Source organism: Methanomassiliicoccales archaeon (genome assembly GCA_014361295.1).
GTDB lineage: Archaea > Thermoplasmatota > Thermoplasmata > Methanomassiliicoccales > JACIVX01 > JACIVX01.
On record JACIVX010000001.1, the window covers coordinates 607218 to 625740 of the forward strand.

The window sequence follows — 18523 nt, forward strand, 5'->3', positions numbered from 1 at the left end:
TTGAATCTTGTTTATATATTTTTCTCTAACTTTTTTCCCGTGATAATTATTGTCTGGGTTGTCCGAAAGAATCTTATATCGAATGAAGAAATGCGAACTTCGGAGGCAGTGCATCGGCAATGCCTCTTAGGGCGGCAATACTATGAAGGAGGAGCTCAACAACGTCTTAATCATCGGCGGGGGGATAGCAGGTATTTCTTCCGCGCTTGAACTCGCCAATCACGGCCATGAGGTTTTTCTCGTTGAACGCAGACCGTCGATCGGTGGAAGGATGTCACAGTTGGATAAGACATTTCCTACACTGGACTGTGCAATTTGTATTCTTGCACCGAAAATGGTCGAAGTCTCAAGGAACCCACACATCCATTTAATGACATATTCGGAAATCGAGAGTATTAAAGGTCACGAAAACGGATTCAATGTGAGAATTAAAGTAAAAAGAAGACATGTTGATGCTACAAAATGCACGGGTTGTGGTATCTGCGCCGATCACTGCCCTCAAAGGCATCTTAATGACGAATTCAATGAAGGATTGGGGGAGAGATCAGCCATCTACATCCCTTTTCCCCAGGCCGTGCCAAGGGTTGCAACGATCGATGAGCATCACTGCCTCAGATTGACGAAGGGCGTATGTGGAATCTGTGAGAAGAAATGCCCCGCTGGGGCTATTAAATTCGATGATAAGGAAACATTCGTCGATATCGACGTTAAATCGATCATTATCGCAACTGGATTCGATGTTTATGATGGAAGTTATCTCGCTCGATACGGGTACGGACGTTTCAAGAACGTTATCACATCGTTGCAATACGAAAGGATGCTTAACGCCTCAGGACCAACAAAGGGCGTGATTGCGAGACCATCTGATGGCAGAATCCCTACACGCATCGGCATCGTGCAATGTGCAGGATCAAGGGTCGAAGGATGTAAGAGTTACTGCTCGAAAATCTGCTGCATCTATGCAACGAAGGAAGCGATCCTCACGAAGGAGCATTTGCCTGAATCGGAAATTCTTATTTTTTACAATGATCTTCGAACAATTGGAAAAGGACATGAAGAATTCATCAGAAGATCGAAGCAAGAACTCGGCGTCCAATATATTCCCTCCTTAATAGGAGACGTCGAGGAGGATGAGGAACAGTGTATCAGGATCAGATATCACGATCGGCAAACTGACAAAATACTTTCAACTGCGGTTGATCTCCTGATTCTCTGTCCCCCGATCATTCCAAGTAATGGGACTGCAGAGCTTGCAAGAATGCTTGATATAGATCTTGATGAAAACGGATTCATCAGGACCCTCGACTCAAACCCAGTTGCGACGACAAGAGATGGCGTTTTTGTTTGCGGATGTGCGAGAGGTCCAGAAGACATTTCCAACACGGTCACGGACGCGATGACCGTAGCCTGCGTTGTGACGCAAAGAAGCGATGTCGGTGTTGTTGAATTGAAGGAAGATGAAGAGGACATTTTTGAGACGGAGATAAATGAGCCGCGAATCGGCGTTTTCGTTTGCAGCTGTGGGATGAACATTGGCGCTGTTGTTGATGTAGACGAGGTCGTGCGTTATGCCTCCACGTTGCCAGGAGTGGTTCACGCGGAGAAATGCATGTACGCATGCTCCCAAGACAACCAAACCGCCATTCAGAATGCAATCAGAGAATTGAAATTGAATAGGATACTTGTGGCTGCGTGTAGCCCAAGAAGCCATCTTCAATTGTTCCAGGATACATGCAGACGCGCCGGATTGAATAGGAATCTCGTGGGTTTCGTCAGCATCAGAGAATTGGATAGTTGGGTCCACCAGCATGACGGAGAAAGGGCGACGGAGAAAGCGAAAATACTTGTGAGAATGGGAATCGCCAATATCGCCCTTGCGAGACCGATGAAACAGATCCGGAGCGAGGTCATTCGCTCAGCGATCGTAATCGGTGGCGGCATTGCTGGCATGACGGCTGCTCTTTCGATTGCTTCGAAAGGCTTCTCAGTATATCTTGTTGAAAAAGCAGACGTTCTCGGTGGTCATGTAAAAGAAAAACATCTGAAAGATCTCGACGGCGGTTTGCCCCAAAAAGTGTTCAACCAGATGATCGATGCCATCAGATCCTGCAAGAACATAGAGGTGTTGACATCAACATCGATCGCAGCAGTCAGCGGTTCCGTAGGGCACTTTGTTGTCAAGCTCACGAGAGGAGGGCTAGAAACAGGTTCATTTCTGGGGGATAGAATCATCGAGGCTGGTGTGATCATTCTTACAACTGGTGCTGAGCCGCTACGGCCCGAAGGCATCTATGATTATGGATTGGATGATCGCATTATTTCCCAGCTTGAATTTGAGAGAATGCTTGAAGATGGAACGGCAAAGGGAGTTGATATTGTCGAGATTCTTTGTGCAGGTTCGCGAGAAAATGAGGGCAGAACGTACTGTTCTCAGATATGCTGCGAGGTTGCCTTTAGAGATCTTCTCGAATTAAAGCGGATGAGTCCTCAATCGAGAGTTTTCGTTCTTTACAGGGATATTCGAATCAACGGTCTTATGGAAAAATATTATAAAGAGGCATGCGAGCTCGGAATCAAGTTCATCAGATTCAGTGAAGAAGATCCGCCGAGAATTGATCGATTAGACGGTCTCAATGTAAGAGTAAAGGATATCATCAGTGACGATGAGCTTGTCATCAGACCAGATCTTGTCGTTCTTGCCGTACCACTCGTACCAAGAGAAGATAATAAGATTCTCTCAGAAATGCTCAAAGTGCCTCTCTCGGAAGACGGATTCTTTCTCGAAGCTCACCCCAAGCTACGCCCTGTCGATTTTTCCGTCGATGGCATCTTCGTTGCCGGTGCGGCCCAATATCCAAAGGGCATAGTCGAATCAATGAAACAAGGCTTCGCCGCGGCGTCACGCGCTCTTGGGATTCTTATGAACGCACAGATAGTCCGTGATCCGACTGTTGCAGTCGTTGACCAAGAACTATGTACAGGATGTGCGAGGTGTATTGAAGCTTGCCCGTACAGCGCGGTCGAGATTAGAATACAGGATGGGATGCTTGTGGCGGAAGTTAACAGCCTTTTATGTAAGGGATGTGGGGCCTGCGCTGCATCGTGTCCGTGCAGAGCGATCACCCTTCATAACTTCACAAACGACCAGATCATTGCACAGATAGACGCAGCCCTAGAGGATTCCGGAGAAGATGAGATCAGAGGTATCGCCTTCCTATGCCATTGGTGCGCATACGCAGGAGCTGATAATGCAGGCGTCAGCAGATTCCAGTATCCTCCAGACATCCTCCCGATCAGAATTATGTGCAGCGGAAGGATCGATCCATTTCATGTTCTCTACGCGCTTCTCAAAGGATCGGACGGCGTTTTCATCGGAGCATGCCATCCTGGCGACTGCCATTATATGATCGGCAATCAACTCATGAAAAGAAAGATCGATAATCTGAGAGAAATGATTAAGGATTATGGTTTCGACCCAGAACGTGTTAGAGTTGAGTGGGTATCAGCTTCGGAGGGCAGAAAGTTCGCAGAAGCTATGAAAGAATTCGTGGCAGACCTGAGGCGCCTCGGACCAAATCCCCTGAAAAAATCGATCATTGTTGAGCATCGTGTTCACGAAAGGGGGGTGACTTGATGTCAAAGGAGCTTGAAACCTATGTTTGGAGTCTCGGCAAATGTACGGGTTGTGGCGCCTGTGTCGCATGTTGCTCAAGGGGGGTTCTATATTTCCCTGACGGAAAACAAAACCCAGACCACCGGAAACTGACAAAACGTTTTGGCCTTTCCACGTATGATATTGATCCTTGTTTCGGCTGCGAGGCCTTTTGCGTTGAAGTCTGTCCGCGACTGAGAGAGTGGGGCGAGGGGAAGATGGTTTCTGTCGTCTCGGCGAGATCCTGCCTCACTGCTCTCAGAAGTAGGCACGGAGATCTTCTCAGTGATGTGTTAAACCAGTTGCTCGTTAGCGCTTTGGAAAGCGGCTTCATAGATGGTGCCATTGTCACCGATGTCGATAGATGGACTTGGCAGCCTTTTTCAAGGGTCGTCACAACTGAAAGTGAAATATACGATTGTGCTGGGCACCAGTTTATCTGGTCCCCGACGCTGTCGAGTCTCAACGAGGCTGTGCATGACAAGTCACTGAGAAAAATCGCTCTCGTTGGCGCCCCGTGCGTGATCGACGCCGCGAGAATGATTCAAAAGTCGAAAATGAAGGGGCTCGAAATTTACGGAAAATCGCTGAGGATACTCATCGGAAGATTTTGTGGAGGAGTTTGCACGCACGATCTCGTTTCAGAAGTAATTGAGAAGGAGATGGGCATCTCACCAAGGAATATTGCAATGATGGATCGTTCTACCGCTGAAAAGCTTCTCACGGTGACGCTGCGTGACGGTACAGTCCGAGAAATTTCATTAGCAAACACCCAGAAGTACCTCCGGATGGGCTGCGCACGATGCACTGATTATCTGGCAGAATCGGCTGACATTTCAATAGGTTACACTGGCTCACGATATGGCTACTGCACGATCATCACAAGAAACGCCGCTGGAGAGAGCCTGCTGACGAGGGCCGTCCAAACGGGCCATCTCGAGATCACAAAGAGTGTCGATACGAATCAACTTTATATCGCGAAACGAAACAAACAGAGGAGGAGAAGATCCCAACTTTACGATGAGGAATTGCTTCTGATGCTAGAGGGACTTACTGATCCAGAAAAAAGGCTGGAGGCTTTGAAACGCTACGCCCAGCTCTCTGTGAGGCGGTGAAAATGGTCATTTCTATTGACGGTACGGAATTAAATATGCGGGAATGTAATGAGAGAATAAGGGAACTGATCGGAAAAAATGACCGCATTGAGATCTTCAACGCCTCGCACATCGACGGCCTTTGCGCAGGGTTACGTTCCGGGAAAATTCTCGTCCATGGTGATGTCGGCGATTATTTTGGGATACTGAACGCTGGTGCTGAGCTCGTTGTAACGGGGTCTTCAGGTAGGTTTATCGGTGATGGCATGACGGCCGGGAGAGTCGAGGTCGGTGCGGACGTTGGAGATGGCGCTGCGGTCTATTGTTACGGAGGAATTGTGAGGATCAGGGGGTCTGCTGGCAATTTTCTTGGAACGATGAACAAAGGTGCAACGATCATTGTGGAAGGCGATATCGGAAATAACGCAGGGACTTACATGGTGGGGGGTGACATCGTCGTGCTTGGTGATGCAGGAGAAGCGTTGGGTGATTACATGATTCGAGGCGTGATCTACATTGCTGGATCGTACAGGGATCTCGGAAACAATGCTAAATTGGAAAAACTCCGATATTCAGATCTTGATAAACTCGGCACACTTTTGGCAGCTGAAGGATTGAATCTCAATCCTCGTGCCTTTCAGAAAATTATTCCAGCGACTCTCAGACCTTTTTACAGCGAAAAAACGCAGGCACCAGAAAGCGGAGGGGTGCGATGACGCTTGCCGGACACTACTGGATCACTATCGAGAGGGATAGATGCAGAAGTTGGCAACAACCATGGAAATGCGGAGCGTGTATTGATGCTTGCGAACAGGGAGTTTTCGCAAGAGATGAGAAAGGAAGAGTGTATGTTGCGAACGAAATCGCATGCGTGGGATGCAAGATATGCATGGAACAGGGCTGTCCTAACAGCTGCATTTATGTGAGACCCGCAACACCAGAGTCACTTTCTAGAGGCATCTGGACAACCCAGACGATCGAGGAAATTCACAGAAAGGCACAAACAGGAGAATACGAGATCAGAGGCTACGGCACGATGGGAAACATACCGCACTTTGACGGACTCGTCGTCGTGCCATCACAACTCGCATCAAGGCCTCCAAAGGACAAATACAGAGAGAAATTCAGAATGGAAGTTACAATCGGTGAGAGAACGTGCGCGAAGCCGATTAAACTCAATTATCCATTTGTCTTCGCCGCCATGTCTTACGGGGCAATATCAAGAGAAGGAAAGATGGCACTTGCCGTTGCGGCCGCAAAGTTGGGCATACTTGCGAATACTGGTGAAGGTGGGATGTTTCCAGGTGAGGCGATCCTCGCACATGGCTACGAAAACGAAGAATCGTTCAGAAAAGGTGTCAGGAGATGGAATCCCGGTGGCTATCTTGCCGTGCAATATTCTACAGGGAGATGGGGTGTTTCGATGGACTACCTTCAAGCGGGGGATGCAATCGAAATCAAGATCGGCCAGGGGGCCAAGCCTGGGATGGGGGGTCATCTGCTTGGAAAGAAGGTAACAGAAGATATCGCAATGATCAGGGGATTACCGCCGGGAACGGATGCTTTGTCGCCGTGCAGGCATTACGATATCATCGATCAGAAGGATCTCAAGAAAAAGGTCGAAATACTCCGTGATTTAACGAATTACGAAAAGCCCATTATGATCAAAATGGGTCCGAGCCTTCCCTACGAAGACACATACATCGCCGCAGAGGCTGGTGTTGATGCGATCTCAATCGATGGGATGGTAGGTGGGACTGGCGCCTCGCCTGAAGTTGTCACACAAAACGCGGGAATTCCGACAATCGCGTGCATCCGTCAAGCTGCGAAGGCATTGAAGGACATGGGTCTGAAGGGTAAGGTAAAGCTGATCGCCCTTGGAGGTATCAGAGATGGTGCGGATGCGTTCAAGGCGATCGCCCTTGGAGCTGATGCGGTGGGCTTTGGCGCTGCGGCGGAAATCGCCCTCGGCTGCCGGGGATGCATGTCGTGTCATAAGGGTGCGTGTCATTACGGACTTGCAACTCAGGAAGCACGGTTTAGAGCTTGCCTTAATGTCGAAGCAGCTTCTCAGCGACTCGTTAATTTCGTCCGCGCCTGCGCTGAAGAGTTAAAAATATTGGCCATGCTGTCAGGTCACGACAGACTTGATACCATATCAGCTGATGACCTCAGGGCAATCGATCTCAATACGGCAGCAATGACGGGTGTCAAACTCGCTGGTCTCGAAAAGGTCTTCCCTCAATCATGGGAAGGATTTGACGATTGAATTGATCTTACCAGTGGCCAACGATCGAGCGCCGAATCGGACACTGTTTAAGCGCGATGCTATACCTGCCACATTTCAAACGATCGTCACATTGAAGGCAGGTCTCAAATCCTTTTGATTCAAAACACTGAAAAAGTCTGCACAGGGATGTCTGTTTGTTTTCAGGCGAACAACCGAGGCATCGACCATTTTTCCTGATCGTACATACTTCGCAGGCGTAGCCGCAGCCGCTAATCCACATCGTAGGAGTTCTTAGCCTTCCATCCTTATTATTCTTTCTAGCAAGGAGAACGAGAATTCGACCCGCTCACCTGCTTCTCAAAAAGTGCTCTAGTCTATCAAACGCTTCGGACAATATATCGATGCTCGGGAGGAAAACCGACCGGAAATGTCCAATCCCATATGTCCTGCAGAACCCCGACCCTGGTGCGAAAAGAATGTGAGCGTTGAGCAGCACATCCAGGATAAAATCTCTGTCGCTCTTCCACCTGTTCGATTCGATTTTTGGAAAGATGTAGAAGGCTCCCTTGGGTTTCGTCGTGCTTAGACCTTCAATTTCATTAAATCTCTTGTACGCAAAGATCGCTCTTTCCCTCAGCTTCCGATTCGTTTCCTCCATGTAATCCTTTGGACCTTTTAGTGCCTGAAGCATTGCGATCTGACATGGATGATTTGCTGAAAGTCTTACTCTAAGCTGACGCATAACTCCTGATTTTATTTCTTCAAGTTGACCACCAGCATCCCGAAAAGCGATATAACCAAGCCTCCAACCTGGCAGGAGATTGACTTTCGAAAACCCGTTGAAAATGATAACAGGCACGTCGGGCGCAAGCGTTGACGGAGAATAGTGTGTTCCATCGAAGGTCATGAGATCGTAGATTTCATCGGTAATCAAAAACAACCCATATTCACCAGCAAGATCCGCGATCGCTTTTAGTGTTTTCTGCGAATAAACTGCCCCAGTAGGATTGTTGGGATTGATTACAACGATCCCTTTCGTTTTCTTCGTGATCTTTCTTCTCATATCCTCCAGGTCTGGCTGCCAGTCATTTGATTCATCCTTTTTGTAAGGAACTGGGACACCATCAAAGAACGAAACGTACTCGGAGTAAGTCGGATAACCAGGACCGGGCAGTAACAACTCATCACCTGGTTCGATCGACGCAGCGATCACGGCCTGAATCGCCTCGGTGACTCCCGTTGTGATCACAACATCTCCAATGTCCAGATCAATGCTGTTTTTTTCTCTTTCCTTTTCCACAATCGCGCGTCTCAGCTCCGCTATCCCTTCCGCATCAGCATATCCATTATCGCACTCTTCGACAGCACGGCACAGAGCCTCCCTGATATGCTTCGGCGTCTCGAAGTCGAACTTATTGGGGTCTCCAATGTTAAGTTTGAGAACCCTGATGCCTTTTTCTTCAAGCTGTCTCGCGTAGACAAGGAAATCCCGTATCGGTGAACTCAAGCCCATCGATCGTCGTGTTGCCTTGATCACAATACCGCGAAATCCTTTCAAGTATAATTTACCTTTCAATACTGGGCGTGGTATTTCGAAAGATTGGGATAGGTTTTAATACGAATTCTGTAACTCGCTATGGCGTGGGCGTCGTACACCTTGGAAAAATGCATCTCCGCTGGTGCCGCAACTGCAATCTGCCAATACTAGAGGAAACAAGATGTGGGATTTGTGGAAAAGAGACGCATGTCGTCGATATGACGCCACCAGGCGATGTTCGCCCAGCATTTCCATATGATGTTAAGAAAATCGTGGAAATTGTCGACAAGCAGTTCGGTGTGGGATGCGGAAAGAGAGTTATTCCCGAAGGAACAATCGTTCTGCTGAATAAAGTTCCGGCGCTCGACCGTATGGATGAGGTCATTATCAACGGTGAAGTCGTTGGCGCCCTTAGATACGATATCGGGAAGGGATGGAAATTTATACTGCGCATGCCAGCTGCTAGAGCCATCGGTGATATAGCGGAACGAGGGTTCGTAATCGCTGATGATGGTACAGTTGAGTCAATTGTTGAACATCATGCGAACCTTATGGCGCCAGGAGTTCTCAAAACTGCGGAAGAGCTTCAGGTTGGAGATGAAGTCGTTGTCTTAACAAAAGATCGTCACGCATTTGCAACAGGCACGGCTCGTATGTCTGGAAAGGAGATGATAAAGAAAGGAAGAGGGGTAGCGGTCAAAGTGAGGTGGGCTGAAAGGCCTCGGGAACATTCTTCGCAAGCTAAAAAAACAAATTGGTCAGACGTTTTGAAAGCTAATGAAGCAGTCATTTCGAGAAGGGTTAATGAAGCGACGAGATTTATAAGAGAGGTTGTTGAAAAGAATCGTCTTCCCTGCGCTGTTTCATTTTCTGGCGGAAAGGATAGCCTCGCGTGCCTGTTGCTCACAATCGACGCAGGCTTTAGATTTCCCATACTTTTTATTGACACAGGTCTCGAGTTTGAAGAGACCGTTCATCATGTTTTGGAGATAGCTAAGAAATATGATCTTAAAGTAATTATCGAAAAGGCGAGTGAAAATGCTTTCTACGGACATCTCGATATTTTTGGACCGCCAGGAAGAGATTACAGGTGGTGCTGCAAGACAAATAAGCTCGGTCCTACGGTGAAGGCAATCACGAAATATTTTCCCGAAGGGCTCCTTTCATTCATCGGCCAGAGGAGATATGAGTCGGAGAGCAGGGCGGAAAAGGATCGTGTATGGAAGAATCCATGGACGCCTGGTCAAATTGGAGCGTCGCCGATCCAGGATTGGACAGCCTTGCATGTGTGGCTTTATATCTTTTCGAAGGGTGAAAAATATAATCCATGGTATGAAAGGGGGCTCGATCGAATCGGATGCTACCTCTGCCCAGCCTCAGATTTGTCCGAATTAGAAATCGTTGAAAGGAATTGTGAGTTGTACAAGAAATGGAAAGATTACCTCTATAATTATGCCTTGAAGAAGGGGTTTGAGACGGATTGGGTCGATCTCGGGCTGTGGCGATGGAAAAGGATTCCACAATCGATTATTGATGAGCTCAAACGCCTTGGCAAGGAAGATGCACTCCGGCAACAACATGATACCAATGAAGCCGAGCGGTTGAGAGCAACACAGAGGGGCTTGACACTCATCATGCAGGAGGGGTATTCGCCGTGCATCAAAGGTTACAGTGCTGAGGGTATCTTCAACAAACCTCTGAATTTCGTGGCGGTTTGCAACCTGCTCAACATCGTTGGAGAGGTTGACATCGACTCTGAGGGAAATTTCTGTCGAGTTAATGATGTGATCGTGATGAAAGAGGGGGCGATTATTGCGAAGGGACAAAGCCCCGATGAAATAAAAGAAAATGTGGAAAAGGTGCGCCAAGCAGTAGTCAAGGCCATGGAGTGCGTCGGGTGCGGAGTATGCATCGCAAGATGCAACAAGGGTGCACTCATGCTCGAGCAGGATCACATTCGAATTCTTCCAGACAGATGCGTTCACTGCGGAAATTGTATCGAACCGTGTCCTGCACTCAGCTTTGGCGACTCCGCTTTCGAATTCTAAGTCTCAGTCATATTTATGCAGAGATCTTCGACCAACGCGAGACCAGATTGCCTCCACGCTCAACGCACAAAATCGATTCCGTCGTCGTTCGCTGAACTGTATCCTTTTGTATTCCTCCGGGGAGCAAAATCGCTGGCTAGCTTATCCTCGTAATCGTAGTCGCTTCTTCCGAACATGTATTTCGATTTTGCACCTGTGACGATGAGGAGCACTTTGATCGTTCCCTTTAGTTCTTGTTCAATCGAGCAACCCCAGATAATTCTTGCCCTTTCATTCACACTGTTTGTGACGATCTCAGCGGCTCTCTGAGCCTCCGCAATTGTCATGTCAGGACCACCGACCACCCTGATCAGGGCACCTTTGGCATCCTTTAGGTCAATTTCACCGAGCAATGGCGATGTAAGTGCTTCCTTAACCGCTGCTTCGACTCGATCATCCTCATCATCGGATTCGCCGATGCCAACGAATGAAATTCCTCCTTCTCTCATAACAGTCTGGATATCGCTGTAATCAAGGTTCACCAGTCCCGGTTTCGTGATGATCTCGGTGAGACCTTTCATTGTCTGCATTAAGACCTCATCGGCCACCTTGAACGCTGCATCAATCGGGAGTTTCGGAACGAGCTCCAGAAGCTTGTCATTCGGTATGACGATCGTCGTGTCGCAGACACGTCTCAACTTATCGAGACCCGCAAGTGCGTTTTCCATTCTAACCGTTCCTTCAGCTTTGAACGGTAATGTAACAACGCCGATTGTCAGGGCTTGAAGCGATTCCTTGGCGATTCTTGCAACAAAATGCGCTGCTCCAGTACCTGTTCCACCACCCAAACCAGCAGTGACGAAAACGATGTGTGCCCCTCTCAGATACTCTCTGATTTCGAGCTCATTCTCCCTCGCCGCTTGTTCACCAACTTCCGGTATTGCGCCGGCGCCAAGTCCCCTTGTTGCAGTTCTTCCTATGAGAATCTTCTTTGGCGCACGAATTGTCAGGAGATGCTTTGCATCAGTGTTAATTGCACATAGCTGCGCTCCACTGATGCCAGCGTCGACGCATCGATTGATTGTGTTTGACCCACCTCCACCGCAACCGATGATCTTGATACAGACATCCATCTGAGCCGCGATCTTACGCAGCTCTTCATCGATATCCGAAGATACATTTACGGCCCCTTGACCAATCTGCTGGTCACCATTTACAGATTTCGATACCGCTAAAGCGTGCTTCACTAATGAATTCACCATGAGTGCATCCCTCGTTTTACGATAAGCTGCAACTGGAATATAAATATTGCGTAAGACCAGTTTGATGACTACTTGTGCTACCCTCGTGCGACTCCTGATATGTACACTGCTGTGCCTTATCAAGGCTTTTCGGAACAATCTCAGATCAGATGAAAGAAAAACTGAGTTTTCAACCGATAATATGCATAACAATTTCAGGCCACATAACAAGATGAATGCTTGGTGCCCCTTCGAACTGTCTATAGTATTTCTGATAGATTTCCTCAGCGGAAGATGGCATAAGAGCCGATGCCAGCTTCAGACAAACGATGCCTATGATATATATGGTAAAAAGAGCAGATGGTTCCTTTTCTTCGACGCGTTTCTTGCAACTCTCCTCAAAGAATTCGAGGAATTCATCCTCTAGAAAGGATCGCAACATCTCGATGGCGCTCATTTTGTTACCAGAAACTGTCGCTGAGGTGACAGAGTCTATCAACTCGTGCAACCTTGAAATCGCCCAAACATCGACACCGGCGAGGTCTGACGGTTTCATCTCGGGTCTTTCCTTGATAGAGTCACTGACAGTTCTTCCAATCCTCAAAAGCTCATTCCTCACCGTCGCCTCCTTCATTCTTTCCTCAATAATCTCCCTTGTTTCGTCGTAAGTTCTTGATCTGCTTGCTCTCACCGCCTTTTTTAAAGGTTCTTCAATTGCACCGCTGAAGACGCCCATTCGTGAGAGATCAGGTGCCATTCTGAGAATATCGACAACGTAGGCACGGAGTTGCTCGGCGCTCCGATACCTATGTTTCACGAAATCAAGGCATGCAGCAATGTCCTTGACGGCTTCAATCACTTCACCATCAAGAAAGGTCGACTTTGAAACTTCTACCAGCGCTTCAATATCATCAACTGGTATCTCCTTATTTCTCGCCATTGCGATGAGCAGCATTGTCTGCTCGTAAAATGACGCGTATGTGATCGCGTGAAATCCGACGTGCTCTCCGAGAAATGACAGTACCGCTCTGCGAACGTCTCTGCTCGGATGAATGATATTATTGAGAACAGCATCCATCCCGACGCGAGATTTCGTGATTTCAGACAAACAATGTCTCACGCCCATCCGAACTTTTTGATCAGGATTGTGATAAAACTTCAAGAGAATTGCAACCATCTCATAAGGATCCTTGGTGCCATGGCGTAATATTCGTTTTTCCATGCGCCTTCTTTCGGCCGCCAGTGGAGATTTAAAAGACCGGACAAGGATTTTTTCGATTCTCATCCCCTCGGTCACTCTCTTCTGAGGAGACACGAACAGTCGACGTAAAGAAAAGCGCGCCATGTTGTCAAATCCAATACATATAAGAAAATACTAGAATCTTTCTAGCAGGTTGATTAGAATAAGGTTGAGAAAATGGATCGCGATAATTGCAAGAGGAAATAGAGGTCCTTCTCGCTCGCTTTCAAAACACTATTTTTGACCCACCTGGGTCATTATGGATTTTGAAAACTGTATAGAAAAAGCTTTTATGGTGTCTCTTCGATTATACTCTTGGTAGGCGCTCGTAGAGAGTGTGGATTAAGATGGGTGAATTATCACAGATACGCAGTGTTTTGGATGACATTAAGAATCTCGATCATGTATTGGACGTTTCTCTTATCTCAAGAGGTGGAATGTATATTACCGGCGATCCTCCGAGAGGTGTACATCAGGAAACATTTGCGGCCATGTCCGCGATTATTATTGGCGCGGCGGAGACGACATCCGCAGAACTAAAAGACACGTTGAACAAAGTGGTGCTGCAGCTTTCGAATAGAAATCTGATTTTAACTGGTGCTGGACCGCGTTATTTGCTCGTAGTGGCAACGGATGCATCGGCAGATGTGAACAAAATCGCCAACGATGCCAAAGAAATAATTTCGAAAATTGAGTTAACGCTCTAATTACAATCTTCTCATGCCTCTCGCGATCCATTCGGAAATGCATTTTGCGCCGTAACTGAGGGAATCTGAAAATTTTCTCGATGCGCCTTCGGCTCTCGTCGTTCTGTTGAGAATTTCCCTGACGAGATCGTCGGCAGTTTCGCAATGATCTGGAAAGAGTGTATATCCCTTTCCTATGTGAGATAGCGAATGCGCATCGCTTCCACCAGTCTCACCGCAATCGACAATTTCAAGAAGTCTTTTCGCTTTAGAATTTGACCTTGACGACGATCGTGCGTTAATCGTCTCGATCGCGTCGAATTTCTTGCCAATAATTTCTTTTCTTCCAAGCCCCGACCACAAACGATAAGGATGCGGTGCGACAGCGATGCCCCCATGATCATGGATCAGGTCGATCGTCTCTTCGACGCTTTTTCCGCGCGGAATAATTTCTCTTACGTTATACGCAATCACATGTCCCCCGCTGCTTGTAATCTCAACACCTGGCAGTATAATGACATCATTCTGTTTGATCGTAAGTGCTTGATTCGTGCCTTCAAGAGAATTGTGATCGACGATCGAAACAGCACGAATGCAGAGAGCCCTACATTTTTCAAGAATCGCTTCGACCTTCAGATTACAATCGCCAGAATAAATTGAATGAACATGGAGGTCGGCCATCATCTAATTAATGCTCCGTTCTCGATGTCTCCGTCCACGGTGATCAGAATGCCATTGTCTGTCAAAAGTGGCAAGGCAATCGAGGCGTCTGGAGATGGCAGAAAGACCGCGATCTTGCTACCTTTCTTGAGAACGTCGTTCCTCATTTCGATCTTCACGGGTCTGCCGATATCTATCGTCCTCGAGTCAATGACCTGGCCAACAACGAGCCTCAACTTTTGAAAATCAGAGAATGGCAAAACTCGATCAGACGGATTCATGCCAGAATTAACTGGTGTACCCGCTGGAACATCCTCTGCAGGCGTAAGAAGAATAACTTTGTTGGAATGTTCCGCCGCTAACAACATTCCCTGAGATTCAACACCTCTCAATTTGGCAGGCTGCAGATTTGTCACAACAACGATTTTTTTTCCAACAAGTTCGTTCTTGTCATACTGACCCTTCAAACCGGCAACGAGCCTTATTCTCTTTCCAACATCAACCTCGAGAACATACAACTTATCGGCGTTTGGATGATCCGCAGCACTGATGATCTGACCAACCTTCAAATTCAATTTTTCGAACTCTTTAAACATTGTCATATCCTCCTCAATTTCGATCTTTGAAAACAGCGGGCGAGGCTCCCTCAACTTCTGACCTGGAACAACAGGGATAAAAATCCAATCCCATCCTTTACTCAAGAGGCTTTCCTCATAACCCAACAAAGCCCAAAGATCAGAAGCCGAACGGGGCAAGAACGGATAGGATAAAATAGCGAGCGCTTTGACGATCTCGAGATTTAGATTAAGAACGGACCCGCATCGATCTCTATCCTGTTTCAGAAGAGCCCAGGGCGCGACGCTATCGAAAAATCTGTTTCCGAATTGAGCGAGATCCATCACCGCTTTTAGCGCTTTTTTGAACTGGCAGGTTGAGAGATACTGGTCGACTTCATTAACCGCGAAAGAAATCGCATCGGTGACTTTCCTCCGTTCCTCATCAACGCCATGGCACGCAGGAATCGATCCAAAGTTACGATAAGTGAAGCTTAGAACTCTATGGTAGTAGTTCCCTAGCGTAGCCACGAGTTCGTTATTTGTTTTCGCTTCAAAATCATCCCAGTCGAATTCACTGTCCCGATTTTCCGGCATATTTGCAGCCAAATAATATCTAATGATGTCTGGGTCAAAACGAGAGAGCATGTTGGGAATATCGATGCTTACCCCCCGGCTCTTCGAAAACTTCTCTCCCTTAAAAGTGAGATATTCATTTGCAGGAACATCATACGGAAGGTTGAGACCACCATATCCCATCAAAATAGCCGGCCAGATAATCGTATGGAACGGAATATTATCTTTTCCGAGGAAGTAATAGTGCTTCGCATCTGGATCCGTCCAAAATTCTTTCCACTTCTCTGGATTTCCTGTTCCCTTGGCCCACTCAATCGATGCCGAGAGATATCCGATGACGGCCTCAAACCAGACATAAATTACCTTGTTTTCCCAGCCAGGCAGCGGGACGCTCACTCCCCAGGTCATGTCACGGGTGATGGGCCTATCATTCAATCCGGCCTCAAGCCAGTTCTTTGTAAATGTCTGGACATTAGGCTTCCAGTGGGTTTTACTGCTCACATAATTTAGAAGAGATTCGTTGAACGCGCTAAGCCTGAAGAAATAATGTTCCGTTTCCTTCAGTACCGGTGGCGAAGAGCAAATCGTACAAACCGCATCATTAAGTTCACCAGGCAGAAATGTGGTACCGCATCTATCGCACTGGTCACCCCTCGCCTTTTCGTATCCGCAGTTTCTGCATCGCCCCTCTACATATCTATCTGGAAGGAATCTCCCGCATTTTTCGCAGTAATATTGCAGTGTTTCCTTCTTGTAAAGATGTCCCTTTTCGAGAAGCCGGAGAAAAACGTCGTGCACGACGGCAAAATGATTTTCAGTATGAGTTTTTGTAAAAAGATCAAAGGTGATGAACATACCTCTGATCGCCTCTGAATTAATCTGGTGATATCTTTCCGCAATTTCTTCCGGGGAAACACCTTCTTTTTCGGCTTTGACTGTAACTGGCGTTCCATGTTGATCCGATCCAGAGACCATAAGGACTTCATTACCTTTCAATCTGTGATACTTAGCGAAAATGTCACCTGGCAGTAACGAACCCGCAACATGTCCTAGATGTATCGGACTGTTGGAATAAGGCCACGCAGTGCAAACCAGGATCCTAGCCATATGGAACGAGGGTGAATGAATCACATAGGATTTAAGTTTGATCATTTACAAATCGGCGATTAATATGAGAGCCAGACTGGTGTACCACATTCAAGAAGAACGATAACGATGCTTATTTTGGTAGTTTCAACTAGTATAGTGAAGCGAAATGAAAAAAACAGCGATATTTTGACGGGAAGGGTTCTGAATAATAGCATCGCGAAAGGAATTATCAAAATTACTTTAGATCCCAAGACTTCTGGTGATGATACCGATATGCTGTGGTAGACGGGCTGAGGATTTCTCAGTCATATTTCTTATCCTCCGAACACTGGTTATTAAGGGACGTATCAATTCGTTTCCGGTCTTGTTCTCAAACGAGTTTAAATGATAAACAGAAGTCACTTATTGCTACGATTCACCAAAGAAATCGTTGTTTTCGTTATTTATTGCATTTTTCATTTTCATTATTCTTTCCAATGGATTTTCACCGTATTGCAAGATGACCATCTGAATAACGACCCTTCGGAAGTGCGGCTAAATGAAATCTTACTGCAGGAAATTTCTCAACTCTTCTCATATATGTTCTTCGCATTGACGCCAAGGAAAATGTTTACGTCAATGCGAACTTTTCTTATTTAATTGTGCCCCACCAAGTTAGGTGCATCATACGCCCAGCTGATCGACAAATCCGTTTTTCACATTTTATTGAACCAAGAAGTCCTGATAGTTTTCAACCGCGTATTTTTTCCCCTTCCGCGTTACCGTGAATCCTTCTTTTTCCAGCAGTTTTTTGTGCGCCTCTGCTCCACCGGGATATTTCTCATTCAAGAGCCCGTCCGCCTTCAATGTACGCCAATACGGAATACGGAGACTCTTACCTTCCCTAGCAGCTTCTTCAGCCGCATTTGCTGCTACCATAATGAAGATTCCTGTTGTGAGAGAGCAACAGGCCCTGACTTTGTGTTTTTCTGCGATTTTCTTGCAGATTTCAACAATGGTGATTAATTTTCCCTTCGGCACTTTTTTCATTATTTCGACGACTTCGCTCGGGTTAACGAGAACGACTTCATCTCCTACCTCAGCTCCCATCTTGTGAACGGCGTTGTAACAGGGGAACTTCTTCTCCAGTTTCAAAACCTTTGGAAAACCATCTTTGTCCGCCAGCTTCTCCTGCCAAGATTTCCTCTTGTAACTCATTTCATCCTTGCCTCATTTCTTCCATACTATCTTCCTTACTAATATCGAAAATTCTACAAGTATTCTACAATTTGTCCTTATTTAATTCTTTCACGTGTATTTCGCTTTCAAAAGTACGAGGGTTAGACTAGACCTTCTCTACACCGCGAAGAAATCATCTAAAGTCCATTCATTTGTTCAGGTTCTTTATATGCGAGGTTCATACCAGATAGCAAATGCTTTGTCAAGTAGAGTCGCAGTGTTTAACATGGAATTCTCCTTTTCTTCGCGCAGGAACGCGAAATATCTGTTTTTCCTGATTATTTTGCAATCGTAAGTGATTAAAAGCCATTTCTAGAAGAATCTGCTTAGCATCTCCTATTCTAAAGGAATACGAAAATACGGTAGTAGTAATACTAACGCTGGATATCTCGAAGGAGCCCAAGAAATCGCAGACAATACTCTTAACATTTTGACATTTCTATTTATAGCCACAGTTTTGAAACAAAATAGAACTATGATGATCGAGGAAATTACCATCATCACAAAAAGAAAATCGGCATGGATACTTGCCAACAGTGAGAGTTTTGTTTGGGGGAAAGATTGGCAGTCCTTAGAGAGAACGATTCCGGAAGCACGAAAGCAGAATGCGAAAAGATAACACAAGCCTGAGATAAACCAAGAGAAGTGCAATGCCTCCAAAGATCAAAACTGGCTACCAGAAACCTGCACTTCGGAGAGATTCCACGTGTCTTTACAAG

At 46.6% G+C, this 18523-nt stretch carries 14 protein-coding genes; 7 read left to right on the forward strand and 7 right to left on the reverse strand.

The features are described 5' to 3' along the window. Positions 1–142: 142 nt before the first annotated feature. The 4 genes from H5T41_03050 to H5T41_03065 are packed head-to-tail and all read left to right on the forward strand — an operon-like array spanning position 143 to position 7015. A complete protein-coding gene (locus tag H5T41_03050; protein ID MBC7107759.1) occupies positions 143–3634 on the forward strand; it encodes an FAD-dependent oxidoreductase in 3492 nt (1163 codons plus the stop codon). Next, positions 3634–4767, forward strand: coding sequence for a Coenzyme F420 hydrogenase/dehydrogenase, beta subunit C-terminal domain (locus tag H5T41_03055; protein ID MBC7107760.1), 1134 nt, complete (start codon positions 3634–3636; stop codon positions 4765–4767). Before H5T41_03050 ends, H5T41_03055 begins: the two co-directional genes overlap by 1 nt. 2 nt (positions 4768–4769) lie before the next feature. Next, positions 4770–5462 (forward strand): hypothetical protein, encoded by a 693-nt coding sequence (locus H5T41_03060; protein MBC7107761.1) that lies wholly within the window; start codon positions 4770–4772, stop codon positions 5460–5462. After that, positions 5459–7015: an alpha-hydroxy-acid oxidizing protein gene (locus tag H5T41_03065; protein ID MBC7107762.1), complete on the forward strand. Its 1557-nt coding sequence runs from the start codon at positions 5459–5461 to the stop codon at positions 7013–7015. Before H5T41_03060 ends, H5T41_03065 begins: the two co-directional genes overlap by 4 nt. 7 nt (positions 7016–7022) lie before the next feature. Here H5T41_03065 and H5T41_03070 read toward each other — a convergent pair whose 3' ends face one another. Further along, complete coding sequence (locus H5T41_03070) at positions 7023–7256, reverse strand: hypothetical protein (protein ID MBC7107763.1); 234 nt, start codon at positions 7254–7256, stop codon at positions 7023–7025. Positions 7257–7322: 66 nt separating this feature from the next. Beyond that, positions 7323–8513: an aminotransferase class I/II-fold pyridoxal phosphate-dependent enzyme gene (locus tag H5T41_03075; GenBank protein MBC7107764.1), complete on the reverse strand. Its 1191-nt coding sequence runs from the start codon at positions 8511–8513 to the stop codon at positions 7323–7325. Positions 8514–8617: 104 nt separating this feature from the next. On the opposite strand from H5T41_03075, the gene H5T41_03080 reads away from it, so the two are divergent. Continuing rightward, a complete protein-coding gene (locus H5T41_03080) occupies positions 8618–10561 on the forward strand; it encodes a phosphoadenosine phosphosulfate reductase family protein (GenBank protein ID MBC7107765.1) in 1944 nt (647 codons plus the stop codon). A gap of 59 nt (positions 10562–10620) precedes the next feature. Here the strand turns inward: H5T41_03080 and ftsZ are convergent, their stop codons facing one another. Next, positions 10621–11802 carry a cell division protein FtsZ gene (gene ftsZ / locus H5T41_03085; GenBank protein ID MBC7107766.1) on the reverse strand — a complete coding sequence of 394 codons (1182 nt, stop codon included), beginning with the start codon at positions 11800–11802 and terminating at the stop codon, positions 10621–10623. A 169-nt stretch (positions 11803–11971) separates the two neighbouring features. Further along, a complete protein-coding gene (locus H5T41_03090; GenBank protein ID MBC7107767.1) occupies positions 11972–13066 on the reverse strand; it encodes a class I tRNA ligase family protein in 1095 nt (364 codons plus the stop codon). A gap of 302 nt (positions 13067–13368) precedes the next feature. Here H5T41_03090 and H5T41_03095 point away from each other — a divergent pair, with 302 nt between their 5' ends. Next, positions 13369–13728, forward strand: coding sequence for a roadblock/LC7 domain-containing protein (locus tag H5T41_03095; GenBank protein MBC7107768.1), 360 nt, complete (start codon positions 13369–13371; stop codon positions 13726–13728). Here H5T41_03095 and H5T41_03100 read toward each other — a convergent pair whose 3' ends face one another. From H5T41_03100 to H5T41_03110, 3 genes are all read right to left on the reverse strand, one after another. After that, the gene (locus H5T41_03100; protein MBC7107769.1) at positions 13729–14391 is read right to left on the reverse strand and encodes a PHP domain-containing protein; all 663 of its coding nucleotides are present in this window, start codon (positions 14389–14391) and stop codon (positions 13729–13731) included. After that, the gene (metG, locus tag H5T41_03105; GenBank protein MBC7107770.1) at positions 14388–16604 is read right to left on the reverse strand and encodes a methionine--tRNA ligase; all 2217 of its coding nucleotides are present in this window, start codon (positions 16602–16604) and stop codon (positions 14388–14390) included. Before metG ends, H5T41_03100 begins: the two co-directional genes overlap by 4 nt. Positions 16605–17288: 684 nt before the next feature. After that, positions 17289–17783, reverse strand: a complete 495-nt coding sequence (locus H5T41_03110) for an MGMT family protein (protein ID MBC7107771.1) — start codon at positions 17781–17783, stop codon at positions 17289–17291. Between the two features lie 496 nt (positions 17784–18279). Here H5T41_03110 and H5T41_03115 point away from each other — a divergent pair, with 496 nt between their 5' ends. Further along, complete coding sequence (locus H5T41_03115) at positions 18280–18423, forward strand: hypothetical protein (protein MBC7107772.1); 144 nt, start codon at positions 18280–18282, stop codon at positions 18421–18423. Positions 18424–18523: the final 100 nt, after the last annotated feature.